This window comes from Micromonospora sp. NPDC050397 (genome assembly GCF_044901685.1).
GTDB lineage: Bacteria > Actinomycetota > Actinomycetes > Mycobacteriales > Micromonosporaceae > Micromonospora_G.
In genome coordinates, this window is sequence record NZ_JBJDPS010000002.1 from 703,651 (window position 1) to 725,257 (window position 21,607).

Genomic DNA, 21,607 nt, shown 5'->3' on the forward strand with positions numbered 1-21,607 from the left:
GGTGGATGGCTCCTTATGTCCCATCTTCTGAAGAACGTTGATCCCCGCTTAGCTGTCGTAGCGTGCGGCCTGCTTCGATGCGGCGATCCTGGTCGGGATGCCACAGCGCGGTGGCGGCCGCAAGCGCTTCGATGGCTGCCCTCGCGATGCTGGGTGCTGACCAGATGAGTAGCGCGATGGTGCCCGAGCTCCCCGCCGTCGCGATGATCTCGGCCAGAGCGTCTGCGTTGCTCATCAGCTGGCGTCCGCCACGGAGAAGCCCGGAAGTCGCTGAACATCGCCGGACTGCCCATCCTGGTGGCGAAGAGGCAGGACCCGGTCGAGCCAATCCCTGGCGGCGCCCACGCGTTCGTATACGGCACGATGGACGTCCCGATGCCTGACTGTGCGACAAAAGCGCAATTCGAGGGATCCCTGTCGGGTCCCGGCGTCGCTCAGTTGGAAGCGGCACTCCACGGCTCGCTCGCGGTCCAGCTCCGCGCAGCGGCAATTAACGCGTTCTGTCCGCAGATCAAGGCCCCAATGGCGGTTGGTCAAATGTGCCAAAAAGTCGTCGTGGGCGCGACCGGAAACGCGAAACCCCTCCATCTCGAAGATCCAGCGGTCCCCGTTCACCCACGAACTGGTCGTATAGGCTCTCGACACCGAGTGGAAAAGGTTGATCCGCTGCAGCAAGGCGGCGCCAATCCATGCGATGTCACGCCGGTTCTTAAGGAACAGAGGCGATTGAGACTCTTGATCGGCTTCATCCGTCGACAAAGACCGCTCATTCCACAAAGGACGCGATCCCGTCTCGTGCATGTCTTGCTCAAAGATTCGGAGGATCTGCCCCCAGTCAGTCCCTTTGCTAGCCCTCAAGACGACGTGTCCCGGCCCCTGCAGTTGAAAAAGGTGGAGATCCCGTCTGCCCCTGCCGTCGACCGATCCTATGCGCAGGCCTTCCACGCCGGAGACCTCAAAATCCGACCGTAGGTATGGCAGCAAATTTCTCAGGGTAAAGTCGCCCATCAGGTGATGCTCGTTCGTGCCCAGGATGGTGGAGTGATCCAGCCCGATGATGGTCTTACCGAGCTCGGACCAAACTCCCTTGATTCCAAAGGGGTGGGCCCAGTAGAACCCGCCGGCTCGAACGAGTTGCGCCATGACCGATGCATCAAAGGGGGATCGTTCGGAGGAGATAACAGGCAGTAGCCGGTCGGGATCGGCACGTAGGTCCGAGATAGCGTGCGCCTCGGGCTCGCCGGTGTACAGCATGCGCTGGAACGCGAGGTACTTGATGTGGTCGCGGATAGGCATGGCCGCTACTCCATTCCCGAGCACTGCCACCCCTCAGAGCCCGGCAACGTAGTTGCGGACGCCGATCAATCGCCAAGCGAGGTGTGATATCCCATGAATGGTGCAGCCATCGGGGCGGCGCAGCACCGGGACGGGCCACTTCAATCCCTGCCGTCCCAGTATTGCCGACGCATCGGTTCGCGGCAAGAGCGGTCGCCTTCCAGTCATCGGAGGACGAGTCAGCCTGTGGGACGCGGCGTCCTTGATCAGGATCTACCGTCGTGTAGGTTCGCGTTGAAGATGGCGGAGCCTGCTTGGTTGAGCTGGGGTTGAGCGGACGTTTCTCACCGTTGTGTCGGTGATGGTTCCTCATCGATCTGGCGGAATCCTCATGGTCATGTTCTGGCCGTGTTCCGGCGAGAGGGTTGTGGAGCACAGTGTTGAGTGTTCGCGCGGCGGTTGGCGGCGGCGTATCCGTTGCGGTTGTCGGGTGCGTTACTGCTGGCCGGAGTACCTGCATGGTCCGCATTTGGGGTAGGCGCTGGCGTAAGGGTGCGGCGGCTCGTCGATGTCTGGCGAGCGAGGTGGTCGTTCACCCTTGAAGGTGAACGTCCGGTGGACTACGTTCACCCTTAGCTATGAACGTTACGGTAGAAGACGACGCGCTAGACAAGGTGCTGCACGCTCTGGCCGACCCCACCCGGCGAGCCATCCTGCGACGGCTTAGCGAGGGTGACGCCAGAGTGACGGCGCTCGCCGAGCCGTTCGCGATCTCGCTGAACTCGGTGTCGAAGCACATCCAGACCCTTGAGCACGCGGGTTTAGTCTCGCGCCGCCGGTCAGGCCGCGAGCACCTGCTCTCGCTAAACCCCGAACAACTCAAGCAGGTCACTGACTGGATCAACCAGACCTGCGGCTTCTGGAGCCGGGGCCTCGCCGCGGTGGACGCCCTGCTGTCCGACTGCAAACCGGAATTACCCGAACAGGAGAGGACCGACCCATGACCGCTGAGCCATCCGAGCGGATTGTCGCCCGTGTCACCCACGACTTCACCGTCTCTCCGGAGACAGTCTTCGACGCCTGGCTCGACGCCAAGCTCGTGCGGCAGTGGATGGCCGCCTCGATCGCCGAATCCGCCCCAGGAACCGAGATGCGCACCGTGAGCATTGACGCCCGGGTCGGCGGGACGTTCACCTTCACCGACAGTCGGGACGAGGACGAGACCGGCCCGACCGGCACCTACCTGCAGATAGACCGCCCCCGGCGCCTGGCGTTCACCTGGCTCCCCGAACCCGGCGAGCACTCCGTGGTCACCATCGACATCGAACCAACGAGCACGGGATGCACGCTCACCCTGGTCCACGAGATGGAGCCCACCTGGGCCGATTACCTCGACCAGACGACCGCCGCGTGGGTACGAATGGCCAACCACATCGACAGGATGCTCACGCCACGCCCATAGATTCTCGTATTCATGGCGCGAACACTCGAAGCCGTCCAGCGCCGCCGTGAGCACCCGCTCGAGCTGTTCCTTCGGACGGTAGCCGCCACCGAGCCGATACTTCCGCCACGCGCCGTTGGAAATAGGGACTACCGCGACGCCTCGCTTGTGTCCATCGGCCTCATGATCGGGTGCACTCCTCTCGGCGTGGAAGTGCATCCGCGCTGACAGGAAGCTCTGCGAGTTGGTGGGGTTGGCGGCGTCGGCGGAGGTTCTCGTCCCCGTGTGGCCGGGGCCTTCGTTGTTCTGAGCACGTCGGGGACGAAGCGTCGTACACCGGTCGTGATGGTGCGCGAGCCGAGGACGGTGCCGATGCTGGCGGAGGATCGGGAGCAGGCGGTCACCACCCTGGTCGTCATGATTCAGGAGTGGTGGTCGGGCGATCGAGGCTGCAGCGCCGTTGCTGTTCGCGGATCTGATCAGCCTGGCGGCGCTGTGGCGGGTGACCAACGGTGAGCCGGTCAGGGCATGCGTCGGCGTACGGCTGGTAGCGTGACAATTGGCCCCTGAGCTGCGGGATTGCCGTTCGGGTTCTGCCACATCCGGTCCAAGACCTGGGAAGCGGAGCGGGCCGCCCGCTGGGAGGAACAGCAGCGACAGTGGGCGATCGAGGCCGAGCAGGCCCGGCAGCGACAGGAGGCCGAGGAACGACAGCGGCAGGAGCAGGCCCGCGTCGCCGAGGAGCAACGCCTCCGGCAGGAACAGCACGAGCAACTGGTGGCGGGCCGGTGGTGCGCGGACCTGTCGCCCGCGCAGGTCCAGGAACTGCGTGACGCCGTAGCCGAGCCGCTGTGGAAGAAGCAAGCCACCCGCGCCGAGTTCGACGCCCAGGGCGCCTCCGTCGACAGCGCGTACGGCATCGCGATCTACACGCACCGCCGGCTGCACGGCATACTCCGCCCCAGCCCGGCCTCGCTGCATCGACTCACACCCGTGGTACCCATCTACGTCCGCAACGCCCGCGAAGCCCACCAACTCACCGACACCGGGAACGTCGACCCCGGCCGGGTCATTCACTTCAACCTGTCTGACCACGAACAGATGTCGCTCATCTAACTGGACGTTTGTTTCACCTTCACGTCAGTAGTAGCCGATTCACGTCTTGATCTCGGTATCGCAAGATGCCCGATTCAACCAGGAAAGAACGCATCCCGGCCAGCTCACCCCTGACTGTAATCGAGGATTTATCCCCTCGATCGTGTCTGATTCACCTTCGCCCAGGAATCGACGCACATGACGTCCGTCGAGCCGGCACCCGAACGCCATACTCATCCTTGATGACTGAACGGCGAGCGTATCCGTGCGACCTGTCCGACGCCCGGTGGGCTCTGATCGCGCCCCGCCTGATCGCCTGGCGGCAGGCCCGCACCGACGCCGGCGTCAGTGGCCGCGCCCCCACCCACGACCTGCGCGAAATCTTCAACGCCATCCTCACCGGAGACCGGGAGTTCGACCGGGCGTTCCGGTTCTACGTCAGCCGCACCGGCATCGACTGGCGATATCTGCCCCACGACTTCCCGCCGTATCGCACCGTCTACGGCTACTTCGCTGCATGGAGCAAGGAAGGCATCTTCACCGAGCTGAACTACGACCTCACCGGCCTCGTGCGTGACCATCACGGCCGCACCGGCGAGCCCGCTGCGTCCATCATGGACAGCCAGAGCGTGAAGATCTCCACCAACATCCCACTGTCCACCCATGGCACCGATGCCGGCAAGAAGATCGTAGGCCGCAAACGTGGAATCATCACCGACACCCTCGGCCTGCTCCTCGCCGTCATCGTCACCGCCGCCAGCGCCAGCGACAACACCATCGGCATGGACCTACTCGACCAGGCCACCGCCACCTACCCCGCCCTGACCACAACCTGGGTCGACGCCGGGTTCCAAGAACAGGGTCGTCGAACGCGGCGCCGCACTCGGCGTCGACGTCGAGATCGTCATCAAGGACCCACAGGTCAAAGGATTCAGCGTGGTCAAACGCCGATAGGTCGTCGAACGCACCCTCGGCTGGCTTATGCGCCACCGTCGACTCGTGCGCGACTACGAAGCCCGACCCAACAACTCCGCCAGCATGATCACTCTCGCAATGATCGACAACCTCACCAAACGGCTTCACCGCCGAAATCACCCCAACTTCGCGATACAGCTAAACCCGCATAACAGGCAAAGTACGTGAATTAGACGCCCTCTAAGTGGCACGGTGTAACAGGTTGAAGTTCGGTTGATCGGACGGATGGGCAAACTCCCAGGCAAAGCCAATGGGAGAGCCGAGACGTGACTGTCGCCTCGCCGGTGTCCTCAATGCCTGTCGCCGCGATCGTACGACTCAATTATGGCCGATCGATCTAGGCAGTCCCTGGTGACCAACTCTCGGCTTGCCGGTATGGTCCACATCGGTAACCCTGACCTTACTGTAAGGAAGGGATGGGAGCGGGGTGGCCGAGACTATCGAGGTAGCCGCAGCTGATGGGCGGCCGCCCGCCACGCGTACCCAGCACGCCATCCGACTGCTCGTCCTGCTCGCCGCCTGCGGGGAACTGGCCACGCCCGCCGATCCTGCCGAGGCCGTGAAAGCCATCCGCAGCGAGCTGCGGCTGCAGGCCATGGACTTCTGGATGCGCAACCCCGACTACCTCGCCGATGAACTGGTCACCCTGGTCGAAGCAGGAGAAATTCAAGCCAGCTTCCTGGACGTGGCGTGGTCGCTGCTTAACGATCCCGAACCTGACCTGCGCTGGTATCCGATGCCGCGCTGGTTCTACGGCGCCTACGAGCAGCTCGACGACGCCTTCGCCCTGCTGGAAACCTACGGACTCGCCACCCTGAAACGCACCGGCCGACCCGGCTACAAGAGCCAGCGCAACCAGTTCTTCCTCACCCGAGCCGGCGCTTCCGCCGCCGTCGAACTCGCCGGTGAGCCCATCCTCAGCTGGTACACCAAACAGGTGAAGCTGGTGAAAATGATCGCCGGTGACGACAACGGCCAGACCCTCAAGGACCGCCAGTACCAGCAAGCTACCTACGCCGGCACCGAACTTGGCCTCGACATCGCCCCCATCGCCCCACACGTACGACAACGATTCGCCGGTAGGCACACCACAACCGCTGCCAGCGCCGCCGGAGGCCGGGCGTGAGCAACCTCGCTGATGAGATTGTCAAGAACCTCGCCCGGCGGCAAGGCGACCGGCGACATCAGATGGACGCCGCCGACGTCGACGCCCTCCTGCAGGACCTCAACATCCCCACCACGGCGACCAAGGCAGTGCCTGTCCCGCTACGCGCCGCCCGCATCCACTTCCGCGGGACGAAACTGCTTAAGCCGTCAGATCCGGACGCCGTGGGACGTGAACCCATCGGTATCGTCACGAACACGCCCACCGACCAGATCTCCCTGTTCGACGACGACTCCACCGCCCAAGACCCGCCCCAGGGAGACGGCGAGCAGCAAGACACCGTCCAGCTCGTCCCCGTTCCGTTCCACTTCGAGTGGCACCCTCAGTCTGGCGTCAACGGCATTGGCTCTGGACGCAACCTCCGCGGCAAATCGACAATCCTTAACGTGCTCATGTGGTCGCTGACCGGCAGATGCGCACGCTTCCAACCTGACATCAAACTCTGGATTGAACACGTCGAGGTCGACTGGACGGTCGGCCCCGAACGGCTAAGGGTCACCTTCGACGCACGTGACGGTAAGGCCGCCGGACAGGTGCTCAAGCTCGGCGACGTCGGCGGACCTGACAGAACAACTGTCCTCGGCGATTTCGACGAGGCGAGCTTCGAGCGCGTCATGGGGTCGCTTATGATGCCCCGGCTCCACCTCGAACGAATTCCTGTCTGGACCGAGGCGTTAGAGGTCGTCCACACCTGGCCGGTGTACGCCAGCTCCTTCGTCGTCCGCGCCAAGCAACTCGATCCCATCGTCGGCAACGAGCAAACCCTGGGCATCAGGATGATGCAGATGTTCGTTGGCACAGACTGGGTGCCCGCCCACGCAGCTGCCGCGGCTGCCAAACGCAGCATGGAGACCACGCGGAGAACAGCGACCGAGAAGGCCAAAACCGCCGGCGAGACGGTAAAGGCACTCCGCGACACCGCCAGCCAAGCCGTCGACGACGCCAAAGACGAGCTCGCGAAACTCCCTTCGCAGGACACCGACCTCAAGACGGTGCTGGAAATTGCTAACCGCGCCTCGGAACTCTCCCGACAGGTACACCAGCTCGACACCAGACTGCTCGCACAAACCGAACTCGTCGACACCGCCCGCCAGCAGCTTCGAGCCGCGCGTGCACGTGCCCACACCCACGAAGAGACCGCTCTCGCGACCAAGTTCTTTCACCGGATGCGACCCAGCGTCTGCCCACGCTGCACCGCCGAGGTCACCGCCGAACGGCAAGCCGCCGAGCCCACCCACCACCGCTGCTCGGTCTGCACCAGCCGTCTCAACCTTGAAGCACTCGAAGCCGACGTCATCGTCGCCGCAACGGTGCCACCCGCCTCGGTCGCGGCCCTGGTATCAGGAGCCACGTCCCCCGGCCCCGACTCGGCGTCGGCCGGCGAGCAGCCCGTTGACGATATCGAGGCAGCCGCGGCAGCAGTCGCTGCGGCCGAGCAACGCACCACGAAGCTGCAGGAACAGATCCGCGAGATTTCCGCGCAACGCGACGTCCTCGCCGCGGAAGCCGAAGCCGGACGTAACCTGCTCACCGCAGCAGACCAACGTCGAACGCTCGAACTCACACTGGCACGCGCCGAAGGCGCCCTCGCTGCCCTGAACCAATCGAGCGACCCGGCCGCCATCGACCCTGTCGACCCCGTACGGGCCGCCGTCGCCGATGCTGCCGAACAGGTCCTGCAGAAATGGGTGAAAGACGAACAGGACCCACTGCTGGCCAGGATCTCCGCCGAGATTGAGAACCTGGCCGACAGCTTCGGCGCCGGCAACCTCCGAGACATCAAACTCAACGGCTCGGCCAGCATGTCCATGTACAAGAGTGCCGCCAAGACTACCTACAGCAGCCTCACCGACGGCGAGAAGCTGCGGCTCAAGATTGCCACCGCCATCGCCCTCATCAACCACGGCTTCGCCGCAGACATCGGCCGCCACCCCGGACTACTCGTACTGGACTCACCTGCCGCAGAAGAAATGCCCGACGCCGACCTGGCCACCATGGTGGAAGCACTGCAAACCGTCGCTCAAGGCGCAGAAATGCAGATTTTCGTTGCCACCCGCAACGCCGGCCCGCTCCTGGACCTACTCCCCACCGCCAACCGGATCGTGGCCGAAGGCGACACCTACGTATGGTGACTGAAACGCCGACATTCCTAGGGTAGCCCCACACGATCGCACTAGGCTTCGCACCAACACCGGCCTGAGCACGGGAGGACGTATGACTAACACAACGTCCTCCGCCCTTGCCGACGACCTACGAAGCCTGCTCGCCGCCGCACGAGGGCAGCCTCCTAGCGCCCAGGCAGTCTCCGTCCTCGGCGGTTGGGAGCGCATCGCCGCGGACGGCGCCGCCACAGCCGACGACCCTGTACTCGTCCCGCTGGTAGCGCTCATCGCGCGGGAGAGCGCCAACCCAGACAACCGGCCAGACGCCTACGCGGCAGCCATCCGCGCCGTCACTGAGGCGATCACACGGTCTATTAGGCCCGCCATCTTCAACGACAGCCTCAGTATCCTGCTCGGTTGCCCAGCGGCCGTGGCCGAGATCAGCGACAGCCTGGCCGACGAACTCAATCAAATCGTACGAGATTTCACCAAGATTAACGAACCAGACTCGCGTACTGCCCAACGAGCAGCCGACGCCCTCACAGGACTCACCCGACTGAGCCTCATCCAGCTGGACCAACCATACGAACTGCTCGCCCTCCTGGGCAGATTCAATACCCCGTTACCAAAGCCGCTCGCCACCGCGGTCATCCGAGCGGTCGGCACAGCCGTCGACTACTGGCCGCACGCTACCTCACTGACCAGAGTCGTCCGTGTCGTCGCCGGACTCGACAAGCCCGCCGGCCCACCGATCCCCAGCGTAGACCCCGAGGACATAGGCTCCGACGCGACGTGGGTACTGGCCGGCATCGAGCTGGTTACCGCGCTGCGCGAATCGGACCTGCGCCTGATGGCAAGCCACCTACGCGCATCAGCCGGCTATCTCAGCACTGCCCACGACAACTACGAACGCGAGGATGCGGGCGCGCTTCTCGGCGTCGTCGAGACCCTCATCGCACTCCTGCGCCACTCAAGCGACCGGCCCCCGAACGTCGAAGCGCTCACGATTCCGGCCCTCGACCCGGAATCACTTGCAGCCCTCTCCGAACAAGTCCGCAGGATCAACGTCGCCTCCATCGGCTTGAACCACTGGTACGGCGACCCCAAACGAGCAGCCCTCGCCGCCTGGAGCCGCTTCGCCGACGAACTGGGGCGCCTCCGCGACGAGCTCGACCGCGACAGCTTCTACCACGCTGCGGTCCTGGTGGACCACCTCCTGCAGATCTACATGGGCTCGCGTTCAGTGCAAGTCGTCCGCAATCCCGACGACGCCGACGGACTGCTCACCCTCGTGCAGCCCATCATCGAAACCGGATTCGCGAGAACCGCCGGCCTGCTGAGCAATCTTCACGATCATGCCGAGGCGCTCGAACAGCAGGTCGTGCGCGAGACCGACGAAAATCACCGGCTCGTCCTGGCCGGGCAGCTTGAGGCGGCCCGCGAGGTACTGGCCGCCGCCCAGACGCACGCGCTCGGGGGAGCAGGCCAGGGAAAAGACCGCGGCGGTACGGCAGATGCGCCGCTGCCGCCACCACTTAGCCAGCTCCTCCCGAGCGACTCGGATGCAGTCAGGAACCTGCGCACCTGGAATCCTGCCGCTCTCGCCGAGCTGGCGCACGCAGTCAGCGATCGAACCACCAGCAGGAAAAGCCTCAGCTTGACCGAATCCGACGTCTACGATGCAATCTGCAGTGCTCTCCAATCAAGCCCCGATTACCGCGGCGATGTCAGAGTAGCCGTCAATGAACTGCTGCGCATCATCATTCGATTCGTAACAACGAGAACCAACGCCCAATCTAACCTGCGCCCATACCTGTTCGACCCGGAAGCCAAAGAGGACAAGATCCACCTCGACCTCAACGACTTCCTGGCAAGCAGCGAACTCGGATCTTACGTCAGATTCGAGGAACCACACGTTGGCGGCGGAAGAATCGACCTCCGGCTAACGTTTGACGGCTTCGCCATCAACATCGAAATGAAGGTCGACTCAACCAAGCTTCCCATGAGCGACAGAACCGCCTATCTCAAACAGGCGGCAGCTTACCAAGTTACAGACGTCCGAATCGGATTCCTCATCGCCCTCCGACATAAAGCATTCGACCCGACCGGCCCACCCCCGCACTTGAGTGAGTTGGTCGGCCACACCCCGTTCGACATCAACGAGGACCCGGTCCCCCGCCACATCATCACCGTTCAGATCCCAGGAAGCCGGACTAAGCCCTCCGACATGCGATAGGCTTTCCACCGGACGAGCCGCGCCGCGCATATTCTCGCTTGGCGTCCGACCGGCAAGCCAAAACACTCCCTGACCGCACGGGATGCGGATCGCGTCGGCGACCCAGAGCCGGCTCGGCCCGGTCGCGGTGAAGTCGCGGTTGACCGGATCCGGCGCGGGCGTCGCGTCCGGGCCCTGCCGGGTGGACCCGCCGCGCCAGCCGCGACGCAGGAACGCGCCCTGCCAGCCCTGGCTGGCCATCAACCGCTCGACCCGCTTGCCGCCCACGCGGACGCCGTCAAAGCGCAGCTGCCGGTGCACCCGGTCCGCGCCGTAGGTGTGCCCGGAGGTCTCCCAAATCTCGTGGATGTTGGACAGCAAGCCCAGTCGCAGGGCCGGCAACTTCAGGTACAGCGCCACGTCGTCTCCTTCGCACGCGCGGCGGTCCTCTGTGCGGCGTTGTGATCGGGGCAGATGAGATGTGGCGGTCCCCGCACGCGCCGCGCTCTTCTCGCGGCGACCACGGCGCCACACCCGGGCCCCGTCGTCCCCGCACGCGTTACGCGGCCCGTAGGTGGCGCTGCCGGGTTGTGGGTTGGGTGGTTTGCCAGCGGTTTTCGAGGGCTTGTGTGATGGCTTGGTTCATGGCTGGGGTGACGTGGCTGTAGATGCCGCGTACGCCGGTGAGTTGGTGGCCGAGTCGGCGGGCTTGGGCGATTTCGGGGATGTCGTCTTCGATCATCCAGGTTTTGTGGGTGTGTCGGAGGTCGTGGAAGTGCATGCCTTCGATGACGGGTCCGGTGCGTTGGCGGGGGTTGCCGTTGACGGCGGGGCCGTAGACGCGGCGGGACATGCTAGAGCGGCGGAGGTAGGCGCCGCGGGCGCCGCAGAAGACCTGGTCGTGGTCGTGGCTGTCGAGGACTTCGTGGAGGAGGGTGATGAGGAAGGGTGGGAGGTGGATGTCGCGGGCGGAGCCGGCGGTTTTGGGTGGGCCGAGGTAGAGGCGGCCTTGGACTTCGTGGAGTGCGCCGACCTCGGGGTGGACGCGGATGAGTCCGTCGCCGAGGTGGGTGTTGGTGCGGGCGAGGCCGGCGAGTTCGCCCCACCGCATTCCGGTGTAGGCGGCGGTGATGACGAGGATCTGGTCGGAACGGCGGTCGATCCGACTGGCGATGGTGTTGACCTGGGTGGCGGTGGCGTGGGGGCGTTCGGCGGCTCGGCGGGTCACGACTTTGACTCCTTGGCAGGGGTTGTGGGTGATGCGTCCGTCAGCGACGGCCTCGCGGAGAAGAAGGCTGAGCAGGCTCATAACGCTGGCGGCGCTGCTGTCGGCGAGGTGGGTCTTGAGTTCTTTGACGAAGACCTTGATGGTTTGGCGGTTGATGTTGTTCAGGGGTGTGTCGCCGAAGCGGGGGAGGATGTGGTTGCGGAGGTGGCTGCGGTACGCGGCCCATTTCGCGTCGCCGGCGATGTGCCCGGCTTCCCAGATGGCGACCCATTCGGTGAGGGTGATACGGCCGAGGGCGGGGTCGAGGTAGGTGTCGAGGGCCTGGTTGGCGTCGACTTGTTTGCGTCGGATGTCGGCGGCTTTGTAGGTGGGGTGGGAGGAGTCGGTGGCGACGGTGCCGTCGGGGAGCCGTAGCCGGACTCGGTACCTGGTGCCGCGTTGTTCTATCCACGCCATGGGCTGCTCCCGTGTGATGTGTGGTCATCCGGGTGTGCATGGACGCTTCGCTCGGCGGGTGGTGGCAAGTCGCGATCCCGGACCGTGGTCGGGGGTTTGCGTCGGGGGCGGCGGCCGGTGGCCGGGCGGGCGGAGTTGGCGATGATCGCAGCGAGGTCGGCGGGGGAGAAGCGCAGGTGTTTGCCGAGGAAGGTGCACGGCACCTGCCGGGCGGCGGCTTTCTTGCGTAGCCAGGACTCACGGACCTGGAGCCGTTGCGCGGCTTCGGCGGGTGTGTAGAGCAATACCTCGCTGTCCTGGGTCGGGGGAGTGGATGGCGCGGGAGTGATCGTTTGGCTCGGGTGGGCGGACTGGCGTCGTTGTGGCGTAGCCATGAGAGAGGTCTCCAAGAGGTTGGTGTGGAACTGGGTAGGGCCGGGCAGGACGCGACGACGGCCGGCGCCTGGGGCACCGGCCGTCGTTCGCTGATTGGTCGTGGGGTCGGGGGAGCGGTGGGGGCATGATGGCCGCGCTCGACGTGGGCCTCGCCTCCGTGTGGGTGCCGCTCCTGTGGATCGAGACCGCAGCATCGGACTACGGATCAGAAGGTTAGGGGCTCGAATCCCTTCGGGCGCACAAGATCAACAGGGGGTCTGACCTGCCAGAATGGCGGTCAGGCCCCTTGCCTCTTTCATCCCTTGTGGACGGTTGGGTGCTCGGTGGGTGCTCGTGCGACGAGCATCCCTCGCGTCCCGCCCCGTCCGGTGCGCGCCGGCCTAGTCCAAGTTGGTTTTGATCATGGCGCGACAGTTTGGCGCAAAGTCCAGATAGTGGGACGCGGATTCGTTGGCGAGTGGCCCGCGCTGCCTCTCCTGGCGGAAGCTCTGGCTGGCTTGCAGTGGTGGTGGCGTCCTGGTTCATCCGCAGCTACCCGGATGGGCGGGATGACCTGCGCCGCTCTCATCCGTTAATGTCAGCGTGCCGTGAGGGAAATGTAGCGAGCGGTGATCAACACCTCCGACGGTGGTGGAGGGACATCCTCGTGGATCCGCAGGAACTCAGTGACGTCAAGCGAGCGCTCGGGCGGCAGCTCGCCGGGTGGCGTTCGACCCGCGGGCTGACGCAGGACGATGTGGCACGGCGGGTGCACAGTACTCGGAGCACGGTGGCCAACGTCGAAAGCGGCCGGCAGGTGGTCGACCGGATCTTCTGGGCGCAGTGCGAGTCGCTTCTCAGAGCAGGCGGCGAGTTGCTCGGCGGCTACGACGAATACCGTTCTCTTGAAGTCCGACACCAGGAGGAGAAGGCCGAGGCAGCTCGCCATGCCCGCTGGGGCGCGGTCCTTGACCCTGCGATGATCGCCGAGGCTAGTTTGCCTGACCCGGCCCAAGATCCTGCCAGAGCACTCGTGTCGCCGGAGGGCGCGAGCGGGACCGGTGCCGACCTCACGGTCGCGATCGCCGAGGTGGATGCGTTGCGCCGCTCGCTCAACGAAACCCTGACTCTGGGGTCGATCAACGCATCCGGGCTCGACGAGTGGGACCGGATCCTCACTCATCACGGCCGTGCGACTCGTGATCGCTCGACCGGCGCACTGCTTCGTGATATCGCTGGCGACCTCACGGAGCTGATAGAACTCATCGGCCGTCGTCCGTCCGCCTCTGCCCTGCGCCGTCTGACCGGGATGGCCGCGCAGATGTCGGGCCTGCTGTGCCTGGTCCTGTGCAGGATCGACGACACAACCGCGGCGCACCGCTGGGCGCGCACCGCACGGCTCGCGGCCATCGAAGCGGGGGACCCCATGATCCAAGCATGGGTGCTCGCGCAGGAGGCCCATGTCCACTACTACAAAACGGACTTCCGCGAAGCTGTCGAGGTCGCACGTCACGCGCAGGAGATCGCTGGACACAGGGCGTCCGCGGGGACAGCTCTGGCAGCAGCGATCGAGGGGCGGACGCACGCCGCGACCGGACGACGGGAGGAGACCCGGGCGGCGCTGGGTCGCGCCGAGAACTTCCTGTCCCACCTTGACGGAGACGCTTTGAGCGCCTCCGCGTTCGGTTACAGCGAGGCCCAGCTGCGCTTCCATCAGGAGAACGCCTACACCCGTCTGGGAGAGGTCGACCTCGCGCTCGCCGCGCAGGAGCGGGCCCTCGAACTCTGCTCCCCCGGCGACTACACCGACTGGGCGCTCACCCGACTGGACCGCGCCATCTGCCTGACAGAAACAGGCCACGCCACCGAGGCCCTCGACTCGCTCACAGAGACAATCGGGAGTCTGGACGAGGCGAAGCGGCAGGGCATCATCGCCGAACGCGCCCGCCTCGTTCTCGACACACTGCCCCCGGTCCAGCGATCGTCCTCGACCGCACGTGACCTCCGGGCACTCCTCACCGAGGGCCGATAGAAAGGTGCACTTCCTTGACCGTCGTAGTACCCGCCGAACCAGTCCACGTCGACACGATCGCCGCTCTACTGGAGGAACTGGACAAATTTTACGGCGAGACCGAGGTTGAGCCGCTTGACGTACGGATACGCCAGATCAACGAGGCCCTTTTCGGTGACCCGCCCCTGGCGTACGCCGTGCTGGCCTGGGATGGAGAGGTGCTCGTCGGGCTCGCGACGTACTCCTTCCTATGGCCAGCCGCCGGCCTGACGCGCTCGCTCTACCTCAAGGAGCTGTACGTGGCGGACGCGGCAAGGGGCCGAGGGGTTGGACAGCTCCTCATGGACCGCCTTGTCGAGGTGGCGACCTCGAACTCCTGCAGCCGGATCGAGTGGACCACCGATCGGGATAACGCGAAGGCCCAACGTTTCTACGAGAGGATGGGCGTCTCACAGCACGGCAACAAGATCTTCTACCGGCTTGACGGTCAGCGGCTGCGGCCGGAAGGTGGCAGGTAATCGGTCGCGGCAACTCCGTTTCTTACCTTGATCATTTCCCTCCCTCTTTCTTGCCGCTGGCGCGCCCGGATGAGGTGGACGCTCGCTGGCCGTGTTGAGGTCGGTTACGGTGGTTTCGCTCTGCGTCGATTGGCTCTTGCGTCTATGGCGCGGTCGTGGAGGTCGGGGTGTCGTGATCGATCCGCAGCAGGTCCAGGACGCGAAGCGCACGCTCGGTGCGAGGCTTGCGGAACGGCGTAATTTGCGTGTCCTGACTCAGGCTGATCTGGCTGCGCGGGTGCACAGCACTCGGAGCACCGTCGCCGGGGTTGAGCGTGGCGACCAGGTTGTTGATCGGGTCTTCTGGCAGCGGTGCGAGACGTTCCTGGGTGCTGGCGGTGAGCTGCTTGCCGGGTACGACGATTACCGGCGACTCAAGCGGCGGCTTGATGAGGAGAAGGCCGATGCCGGGCAACGCGCGCGGTGGGGGTGAGGCCGAGCGCGATCTGCCGCAGGCGCTTGGTGACGTCCTAGCCGGGGCGGGCCAAGAGTCGCTTCCTGAGGGCTGGGCCGCGCGGCCTTCGGCGGTGTCAGGTGGACCGCCCGTTGGGCTGCCGGACCGGTCCGCCGGACGGGGATCGCCTGGGCTGGAACATGCTTCGGTAGGTGTGGATCCCGTGTTGGCCCTGCACTGGACCGAGATGCTTCGACTCCTCGCGGTCTCGCACAACATGTTCGGATCCCGGCAGGTCTATGAAGCTGTCTGCCGGGAGTCGGCTGTCATCCGCCGCTACCGTGATGAGGCGGCGGAGGATGTCAAGCAAGGTCTGCTGGCAGTGGAGGCGCGGTGGGCGGAGTTCGGTTCATGGACCGCCGACAACCTCGGGGACGCAACGGCCGCGACGCATTGGCTCGACCAGGCGCTCGGGCTGGCGCGTAGGGCGGGAGACCAGCGGATGGCTGCCTACGTCTTGATGCGGCAGGCGCAACAGCTCGACAGCGCTCAAGCCGCCGCACTCGCCGGAACTGCCGAGGCCCTTGTGGCACTCACCGATCGTGACCGTGGCCTGTGCCTGATTCGCCAGGCCCAGGGACATGCCCTTCGTGGCGACCAAATGCGCTCACTGGCGGCGATCAAGGCCGCACATCGACTGATCGATCACGCCGCGGACGTTGGCACGGACGACCCGGACACCATTGGCCGCCACTGCACCCTCGCCTACCTGCGGGCCCACGAGGGGTACTGCCTGCTACGGCTCGGTCGAGCTGAGGTGGCGGCGCGTGCACTGGAGGAGGTCCTGAACGGCTGGCCCGTCGACTACCGTCAGGACGAAGCGCTGACACGAGCCTGGCTCGCCTTGTCCTACGCGACCGCCGGCCGGCTGGTCGAGGCGGGTATGGAGGGAAGCCGGGCGTTGACTTTGACTGCCGCGACGTCCTCCGCACGCGCGATGCGGACCCTCGGTCAGTTGCATGCCCGGCTCGCCGGGCGGACGACGTCCGTCGAGGTGGCCGGGTTCAGGGATGCCTTTTCTCTCGTCGCCTCGACGGTCAGACTGTGATCATGGATTTGGTCACCGCCGCTACGACCACGGACGAGGCTCGCCGGGCTGCGGACGTCGCCGTGCTACCCGTTGGCAGTTTCGAGCAGCACGGAGATCACTTACCCCTGCTCACGGACACGATCATCGCCTGCGCGATCGCGAAGGCCGCCGCCACCGCCTACGACCTGATGCTCCTGCCTCCCGTGAGCATCAGTTGCTCGCAGGAACACGCCGGCTGGCCCGGCTCGGTGAGTATCCGCTCGTCCACTTTGGCCAGCATCATTATCGACGTCGCCGAGTCGTTGCGCGGGTCGGGCGTCGGCCGGTTGGTCGTGGTCAACGGCCATGGTGGGAACTACGTTTTGTCCAACGTCGTGCAGGAGGCCAACGTCGGCGAGCGGCGTATGGCGCTGTACCCGCGCCGGCAGGACTGGGAGACGGCCCGCCAGGAGGCCGGGCTGCTCAGCAGCGGCCACGACGACATGCACGCCGGGGAGATCGAGACCTCCCTGCTGCTGCACCTGTGCCCTGAACTCGTACGCGACGGTTACCAGATTGCGGATCATCGAACCGAGCGACCGGACCTACTTGTCCTCGGCATGCGCGGCTACACCGATACCGGAGTCATCGGGCAGCCATCCCTTGCCACGGCCAGCAAGGGAAAGGCCGTCCTGGACAGCCTGACCGCCTCGTTCGCGAATGGTCTCGCGGTCCTCCGAAACCCTGCGCGTCCCTGAACGACAACTCGCTTGTCTCGCCGCCCCCTCGATGTGCCTGGTCTGCGATACTCGCCCCGATAAGAGTGCATTTTCCTGATCGTTGTCGCACCCGCTGAACCAGCCCACGTCGACGCGGTCGCCGTGCTGCCCGAGATCCGTCCGGGCGTTGCCGACAGGTGTCACCAACGGCCGACGGATCGCGCTACCCGAACCGGGGCCAAGACATGTCCGTTGGTTACCAGCCATCCAAGGCGAAGGGGCGGCCCTCGCTGAAAGCCTGGACGCAGGCCGTTGTGTATGGGTAGGTGTTCGAGGACAGCAGCGCTGTTGGGAACCATTCGATCTTGGCGCACTTGTGCGGTTCTGCGTTGAAGGGCAGCCCATGGCGGCCGGGGTCGTGTGGCACAGCGAAGACGAGGCCGATGCGGGCGTATCCGGTGGGATTGCGGTGGTGCACCGTGGCGGCCAGCCGTGGCTCGTCCGGAGAGAGCGGCAGGCCGATCTCCTCACGGGCTTCGCGGATTACGGCGCTGATGGCGTCTTCGTTGGGTTCGAGCTTGCCGCTTGGCAGGTTCCACTGTCCGTCGGCGTATCCGGTGCCGTCGCGCAGCGCGAGGAGCACATGGTCTGCGTCGGTGAGAAGGAGCAGTACGTCAACCGGGTGGGTCGGAGGTGCGGGCATGCTGGCGCACGATAGCCGGCTGGCCAGTGCGACGCGGGTCGCCCCGCCGAGCATCGAGGCGACCACGCGAGCCGGGATGTCGAAATTTTGCGTCGAGGCTGTTCGACACTGACACGAACCTGTCGGCCGGAGGCTGTTACCAGCCGTGAAGCGAGAAGCTCTCCTTCTCTCTGTACAGGCGGACGACTTCCTGGGTGTACGGCATGGTCGGATCAGGCAGGCTGTCGGGGGCGTACCAGGCGAGCTGTGAGCACTTCTCCGGTTCGATGTTGCGCGGTTCGCCTTCCCAGCCGGTCGCGAGGAATGCGAAACCGATGCGGGAATCGCGGTGTGGCGGCAGGTGGTGGGTGACGCCGATGAAGGTGAGGTGTCGGGGTAGGAGCGTGATCCCGGTTTCCTCGGCTACCTCGCGGATCGCGGCGAGGGTGACGGGCTCGCCGTCATCGACTTTGCCGCCGGGGACGGACCAGTGTCCGGACAGATAGATACCGCCGGCGCGTTCGGTGAGCAGGATGTCTCCGTCTGGCCGTTGCAGCAGGATCAGGACGTCGACGGGGAAGCGGTGCGGTGGTGTCTCGGTCATGAAGGTTCCTCGCGGGTAGTTGGTTCTTTGCGGCCTGAGGTGTGGGCGATGCCGAATGCCTTATCGAGACGGCTGCGGATTTGGCGTCCGACGGCTTCCAGCACGGCGATGTCCTCGCTGGTCAGTGATGTCACGACGCTGGTGTTCGTGGTGATCTGGTCGGCGTTTCGGAAGCCGATCAGGGCCACCGCGTCGTGGGATGTGGCTAGGGCGTAGCCGATGGCGACGCGGGCGAGGTCTGCGGGAGTGTTCCCAAAGCGTGTGCGGATCTGCTCGGATTCGTCCCAAATGATGCGTCGTCCGAGCGGGCTGAACCAGTGGTGACGTTGTCGGTGGTCACCCGGGCCGAACAGCGGGCCGATGCCGTGATGGTGGACGAGCAGGCCTTGGGCGAGGACTTGCTTGATCAGGACGTCGACCTGATGTTGGCGGGCGAGGTCGAAGATCGTTGTCTCGCCGGGTTGGTAGGTGGGGCTGAGGAGGTTGTGCCGGACGGCGATGACATCGGGCCGGATTCGGTCGAACAGGTGAAGGAACCGGCGGGCCGAACGACCTCCCGCGCTGCCGGGTTCGGTTGTCCATTCGACGGCGAACTCGTGGGGTGCCCGCATGCCGATGGCGCGGATAACTCCGTCTCGCTGGAACTGGCGCATCTGGTCGACCGCCGCGTCGAGGTACTCGTCTTCCTTGCCGAAGTCCCCGCTGTGGAAGGCGTAGATGTCGAGGTGATCGGTACCGAGGCGGGTGAGCGACCCGCGCAATTGGCGGCGCATTCGGTGTGGCTTGTAAGGGTGCCCGTCGCGGGCGTCGTATCCGGTCTTCGAGGAGATCAATATCTGGTCGCGGGGCACCTCGGCGACCAGGACGCCGAGACGGCACTCGCCGTTACCGTGGCCGTACACGTCGGCGGTGTCGAAAAGCCTTACCCCGGCCTGCCAGGCCGTCCGGAGCGCGCGGCTGGCGGTGTCGTCGTCGATGGGTGCCCAGCCGACGTCGACCCCGCCGTTCCTGCACGGGCCTGCGATGGGCCAGCAGCCGGCGGCGAGCGCCGGTACGCTCCGGCCGAGCCGGGTCAGGGCGCGCTGCGGTAGCCGGGTCGGAGTCAGGTGCCGCACGGGTCCGCCGCGTTGATGAGCTGCCAACCGGTCGGCGTGTGCCACCGGGTGTACTCGGCGCGCAGGATGTGCGCGGCATCCGCAGGCAGGATCGCCGCCACCGCCCCGACGGTGCTGGTCATGCGGTGACGTAGGTCGTCGAGGCCGTGGGCCATCGCCGCCAGCAGGTCGGCGTCGAGCGCGTCGGGACGGGGGATGTCGATGGTGTACCGGTCGATGCGGTCGAGCATACGGCCGAGCAGCGTATACGCGGCATCTTTGATAACGACCCGCGCGCCTCGGACCTGCCGTCGGGACTCACCATCGAGGAGCTTCTCCAGGCTCTTCAATGTGTAGTCGAGGGGGAAGTGCCGGTCGACCCAGAGTTGCGCGTGGTGCGAGGTTCGGCCAATGCGCCAGTCGGCGAAGTCCGCGTCAACGCGACCCATGGAGGGCCGTACGGCACCGGCGAGGCCGGCGGCCTCGACGCGGCGGGTGTAGGCCGCGCCGATGAGGCACTCCATCGAGACCAGCATGTAGGAAATCCCGGTGTGCAGCGGCCTGCCGGTGCGGTGGGCCGCGACGAACGCCTCGTCGTGGACGCCGTCCACGATCGCTTCGACCGGCAGGTGCGGCAGGGGCCGCAGCAGCAGGTCGGTGCGACCTTGGAACGCGTAGCTCGCGGCCAACTCGTCACGGCCCATGAGCTGGTCGAAGGTGATGTAGGTGAGGCGGGTAGGGATGCCCAGCGCGGACAGGGTTCGGATGGCCAAGGCATTCTGCTCGGCGGTGGTCTCCTTGTTGAACCGTTCGAGGATCGAGGTGACGCCGGACTCGACGCCGAACAGCATGCGGCGTAGCCCCAACTCGCACAGGCGGCGCCACATCCCCGCACGGTCGATGTGCCAGGCCCGGTCCTGGGCCGGGTCGACCACCTGGTCCACTCGGCACGACGACTCCCACCGGAACCCGGCCTGGTGCACGGTCGCCGCGACGTCCAACGCCCGGCTCACCGCGCCAGCGTCGCCGCCGATGAACTCCTCGTCGACGAGGAAGAGGGTGCGGGAGATGTCCGGGTACCGGGCGAACACCTCCCTCATCGCGGCCAGGATGTCCGGAAAGCTCTCCGGCGCGGCACCGGACCACTGGCCCTTATGCCCCCGCGGGCAAAAGGAACACGAGTTCGTGCACCCACGAGAGGATTCCAACTGGGCGACGCCTCGGTGGGCGAACGTCAGGTCCAGCAGGTCCAGTTCCGGCAGCGGATCGGCCTGTGCCCGGTTTCCGACGGTGGCGGTCCTGCGGCGCGCGACTTGAAGTAGACCAGTCCCGGAGGTCCTGGCGCCGTTGGTGTAACCCACTCCCCGGATTTCTGCTGGCCCGATGTCGCCGTGCCAGTGGGCAATGGCGTCCTGCACGGTTGGTTCCCCCGCGCCGCGAGCGATGAGCAGGCCGGGGTAGCGGTGGAGGAGCAGACGTTCGTTGCGGGCGGTCAGGCTGCCTCCGGCAAGGACCATCGGCGGGCTCTCCGCGGCGAACATCGCGTCGAGCAGTTCGGTGAGGAGATCGTGTTGCCCGAAGGTCGCGCTGACGCCGAGGATGTCCGGCCGATCCTGCTCGATGCTGGCGAGGATGCGGTTCATGGTGACACCGAGCTGCATGTCCATCAGCTGGACCTGACCGGCGAGCGCCTCTCGTGCCGCTCGGGCGAGGTCGGAGATGCCCAGAGGGAACCGGGGCAGGGGGAAGATCTCTGGTCGGTACAGCGCCGTGAGGAGTACGCGAGGCCGCAGCAGCCGGTGGACCCCCTCTGCGGTGATCGTCGCCGACGACAGCCACGACCGGGGGCTGTCCAGGGCAATGTGGGCCCTTGCCCAGGCGGGCCAGACCCGGGTGTTGTGCGCGCGGCCGGACAGGTCCGCCACGATCCATTCGCTCTCGGCGCGCTCGGCGATGACGAGTCGCCGCTCGACCGTTCCAGTGATCATCACCTGGCCGGGCATGATCCTGGCCAAAGCTGTCCGCATGACGTGCGGTTGCTCCATCGGCAGGTCCGCGAAGCTGTCATCGGGCGGTGCGCCGCCGCCGCAGCGGACCGCTGTCAGTAGCCGCGAGCGGTCGATCAGCGAAGTTGTGACCTCCTGTTCAAGCATCCCGGGCCACCCCTTCCG

At 65.7% G+C, this 21,607-nt stretch carries 20 protein-coding genes and 1 pseudogene; 12 read left to right on the top strand and 9 right to left on the bottom strand.

The window, feature by feature from the left end; genetic code table 11:
- Nucleotides 1-13: 13 nt before the first annotated feature.
- Nucleotides 14-235, bottom strand: a complete 222-nt coding sequence (locus ACI2K4_RS09310; RefSeq protein ID WP_404509956.1) for a hypothetical protein — start codon at nucleotides 233-235, stop codon at nucleotides 14-16.
- A complete protein-coding gene (locus ACI2K4_RS09315) occupies nucleotides 235-1,296 on the bottom strand; it encodes a hypothetical protein (RefSeq protein ID WP_404509957.1) in 1,062 nt (353 codons plus the stop codon). Before ACI2K4_RS09315 ends, ACI2K4_RS09310 begins: the two co-directional genes overlap by 1 nt.
- A gap of 617 nt (nucleotides 1,297-1,913) precedes the next feature.
- Here ACI2K4_RS09315 and ACI2K4_RS09320 point away from each other — a divergent pair.
- The 7 genes from ACI2K4_RS09320 to ACI2K4_RS09350 all read left to right on the top strand — a co-directional run bounded on the left by ACI2K4_RS09320 (nucleotide 1,914) and on the right by ACI2K4_RS09350 (nucleotide 10,289).
- Nucleotides 1,914-2,279, top strand: coding sequence for an ArsR/SmtB family transcription factor (locus tag ACI2K4_RS09320; protein WP_404509958.1), 366 nt, complete (start codon nucleotides 1,914-1,916; stop codon nucleotides 2,277-2,279).
- Nucleotides 2,276-2,737, top strand: coding sequence for an SRPBCC domain-containing protein (locus tag ACI2K4_RS09325; RefSeq protein ID WP_404509959.1), 462 nt, complete (start codon nucleotides 2,276-2,278; stop codon nucleotides 2,735-2,737). Before ACI2K4_RS09320 ends, ACI2K4_RS09325 begins: the two co-directional genes overlap by 4 nt.
- A 558-nt stretch (nucleotides 2,738-3,295) precedes the next feature.
- Nucleotides 3,296-3,832: a hypothetical protein gene (locus ACI2K4_RS09330; RefSeq protein ID WP_404509960.1), complete on the top strand. Its 537-nt coding sequence runs from the start codon at nucleotides 3,296-3,298 to the stop codon at nucleotides 3,830-3,832.
- Between the two features lie 221 nt (nucleotides 3,833-4,053).
- Nucleotides 4,054-4,938, top strand: a complete 885-nt coding sequence (locus tag ACI2K4_RS09335) for an IS5 family transposase (RefSeq protein WP_404509961.1) — start codon at nucleotides 4,054-4,056, stop codon at nucleotides 4,936-4,938.
- A 275-nt stretch (nucleotides 4,939-5,213) separates the two neighbouring features.
- On the top strand, nucleotides 5,214-5,912 hold the full coding sequence (locus ACI2K4_RS09340) for a hypothetical protein (RefSeq protein ID WP_404509962.1): 699 nt from the start codon (nucleotides 5,214-5,216) through the stop codon (nucleotides 5,910-5,912).
- The gene (locus tag ACI2K4_RS09345) at nucleotides 5,909-8,083 is read left to right on the top strand and encodes an ATP-binding protein (RefSeq protein WP_404509963.1); all 2,175 of its coding nucleotides are present in this window, start codon (nucleotides 5,909-5,911) and stop codon (nucleotides 8,081-8,083) included. The genes ACI2K4_RS09340 and ACI2K4_RS09345 overlap by 4 nt, the downstream gene beginning before the upstream one ends.
- Nucleotides 8,084-8,165: 82 nt before the next feature.
- Complete coding sequence (locus ACI2K4_RS09350) at nucleotides 8,166-10,289, top strand: hypothetical protein (protein ID WP_404509964.1); 2,124 nt, start codon at nucleotides 8,166-8,168, stop codon at nucleotides 10,287-10,289.
- A 213-nt stretch (nucleotides 10,290-10,502) separates the two neighbouring features.
- On the opposite strand, the pseudogene ACI2K4_RS09355 reads toward ACI2K4_RS09350, so the two are convergent.
- The 3 genes and pseudogenes from ACI2K4_RS09355 to ACI2K4_RS09365 form a co-directional block, all read right to left on the bottom strand.
- Nucleotides 10,503-10,802: pseudogene (locus ACI2K4_RS09355) on the bottom strand (IS3 family transposase); the annotation flags it as partial.
- Nucleotides 10,803-10,827: 25 nt separating this feature from the next.
- On the bottom strand, nucleotides 10,828-11,952 hold the full coding sequence (locus tag ACI2K4_RS09360) for a tyrosine-type recombinase/integrase (protein ID WP_404509965.1): 1,125 nt from the start codon (nucleotides 11,950-11,952) through the stop codon (nucleotides 10,828-10,830).
- Nucleotides 11,940-12,521: a helix-turn-helix domain-containing protein gene (locus tag ACI2K4_RS09365; RefSeq protein ID WP_404509966.1), complete on the bottom strand. Its 582-nt coding sequence runs from the start codon at nucleotides 12,519-12,521 to the stop codon at nucleotides 11,940-11,942. The genes ACI2K4_RS09360 and ACI2K4_RS09365 overlap by 13 nt, the downstream gene beginning before the upstream one ends.
- Nucleotides 12,522-12,973: 452 nt before the next feature.
- On the opposite strand from ACI2K4_RS09365, the gene ACI2K4_RS09370 reads away from it, so the two are divergent.
- The 5 genes from ACI2K4_RS09370 to ACI2K4_RS09390 all read left to right on the top strand — a co-directional run bounded on the left by ACI2K4_RS09370 (nucleotide 12,974) and on the right by ACI2K4_RS09390 (nucleotide 17,095).
- Complete coding sequence (locus tag ACI2K4_RS09370) at nucleotides 12,974-14,338, top strand: helix-turn-helix domain-containing protein (protein WP_404509967.1); 1,365 nt, start codon at nucleotides 12,974-12,976, stop codon at nucleotides 14,336-14,338.
- Nucleotides 14,339-14,352: 14 nt separating this feature from the next.
- Nucleotides 14,353-14,835: a GNAT family N-acetyltransferase gene (locus ACI2K4_RS09375; RefSeq protein ID WP_404509968.1), complete on the top strand. Its 483-nt coding sequence runs from the start codon at nucleotides 14,353-14,355 to the stop codon at nucleotides 14,833-14,835.
- A gap of 172 nt (nucleotides 14,836-15,007) precedes the next feature.
- The gene (locus ACI2K4_RS09380) at nucleotides 15,008-15,307 is read left to right on the top strand and encodes a helix-turn-helix transcriptional regulator (RefSeq protein WP_404509969.1); all 300 of its coding nucleotides are present in this window, start codon (nucleotides 15,008-15,010) and stop codon (nucleotides 15,305-15,307) included.
- Nucleotides 15,308-15,491: 184 nt separating this feature from the next.
- Nucleotides 15,492-16,376, top strand: coding sequence for a hypothetical protein (locus tag ACI2K4_RS09385; protein ID WP_404509970.1), 885 nt, complete (start codon nucleotides 15,492-15,494; stop codon nucleotides 16,374-16,376).
- 2 nt (nucleotides 16,377-16,378) lie between these two features.
- Nucleotides 16,379-17,095: a creatininase family protein gene (locus tag ACI2K4_RS09390; RefSeq protein WP_404509971.1), complete on the top strand. Its 717-nt coding sequence runs from the start codon at nucleotides 16,379-16,381 to the stop codon at nucleotides 17,093-17,095.
- 217 nt (nucleotides 17,096-17,312) lie between these two features.
- On the opposite strand, the gene ACI2K4_RS09395 is transcribed toward ACI2K4_RS09390, so the two are convergent.
- The 4 genes from ACI2K4_RS09395 to ACI2K4_RS09410 all read right to left on the bottom strand — a co-directional run bounded on the left by ACI2K4_RS09395 (nucleotide 17,313) and on the right by ACI2K4_RS09410 (nucleotide 21,481).
- Nucleotides 17,313-17,759 carry an NUDIX domain-containing protein gene (locus tag ACI2K4_RS09395; protein WP_404509972.1) on the bottom strand — a complete coding sequence of 149 codons (447 nt, stop codon included), beginning with the start codon at nucleotides 17,757-17,759 and terminating at the stop codon, nucleotides 17,313-17,315.
- Nucleotides 17,760-17,895: 136 nt separating this feature from the next.
- Nucleotides 17,896-18,342, bottom strand: a complete 447-nt coding sequence (locus ACI2K4_RS09400; RefSeq protein WP_404509973.1) for an NUDIX domain-containing protein — start codon at nucleotides 18,340-18,342, stop codon at nucleotides 17,896-17,898.
- Nucleotides 18,339-19,457, bottom strand: a complete 1,119-nt coding sequence (locus tag ACI2K4_RS09405; protein WP_404509974.1) for an aldo/keto reductase — start codon at nucleotides 19,455-19,457, stop codon at nucleotides 18,339-18,341. Before ACI2K4_RS09405 ends, ACI2K4_RS09400 begins: the two co-directional genes overlap by 4 nt.
- Nucleotides 19,445-21,481 (bottom strand): radical SAM protein, encoded by a 2,037-nt coding sequence (locus tag ACI2K4_RS09410; RefSeq protein ID WP_404510312.1) that lies wholly within the window; start codon nucleotides 21,479-21,481, stop codon nucleotides 19,445-19,447. The genes ACI2K4_RS09405 and ACI2K4_RS09410 overlap by 13 nt, the downstream gene beginning before the upstream one ends.
- Nucleotides 21,482-21,607: the final 126 nt, after the last annotated feature.

Bases quoted from the DNA above. Each gene is read 5' to 3' on its own strand.
- ACI2K4_RS09360 (WP_404509965.1), bottom strand. From the start codon at position 11,952: ATGGCGTGGATAGAACAACGCGGCACCAGGTACCGAGTCCGGCTACGG.
- ACI2K4_RS09400 (WP_404509973.1), bottom strand. From the start codon at position 18,342: ATGACCGAGACACCACCGCACCGCTTCCCCGTCGACGTCCTGATCCTG.
- ACI2K4_RS09315 (WP_404509957.1), bottom strand. From the start codon at position 1,296: ATGCCTATCCGCGACCACATCAAGTACCTCGCGTTCCAGCGCATGCTG.
- ACI2K4_RS09310 (WP_404509956.1), bottom strand. From the start codon at position 235: ATGAGCAACGCAGACGCTCTGGCCGAGATCATCGCGACGGCGGGGAGC.
- ACI2K4_RS09325 (WP_404509959.1), top strand. From the start codon at position 2,276: ATGACCGCTGAGCCATCCGAGCGGATTGTCGCCCGTGTCACCCACGAC.
- ACI2K4_RS09395 (WP_404509972.1), bottom strand. From the start codon at position 17,759: ATGCCCGCACCTCCGACCCACCCGGTTGACGTACTGCTCCTTCTCACC.
- ACI2K4_RS09365 (WP_404509966.1), bottom strand. From the start codon at position 12,521: ATGCTGCGGTCTCGATCCACAGGAGCGGCACCCACACGGAGGCGAGGC.
- ACI2K4_RS09390 (WP_404509971.1), top strand. From the start codon at position 16,379: ATGGATTTGGTCACCGCCGCTACGACCACGGACGAGGCTCGCCGGGCT.
- ACI2K4_RS09410 (WP_404510312.1), bottom strand. From the start codon at position 21,481: ATGGAGCAACCGCACGTCATGCGGACAGCTTTGGCCAGGATCATGCCC.
- ACI2K4_RS09335 (WP_404509961.1), top strand. From the start codon at position 4,054: ATGACTGAACGGCGAGCGTATCCGTGCGACCTGTCCGACGCCCGGTGG.
- ACI2K4_RS09350 (WP_404509964.1), top strand. From the start codon at position 8,166: ATGACTAACACAACGTCCTCCGCCCTTGCCGACGACCTACGAAGCCTG.
- ACI2K4_RS09320 (WP_404509958.1), top strand. From the start codon at position 1,914: ATGAACGTTACGGTAGAAGACGACGCGCTAGACAAGGTGCTGCACGCT.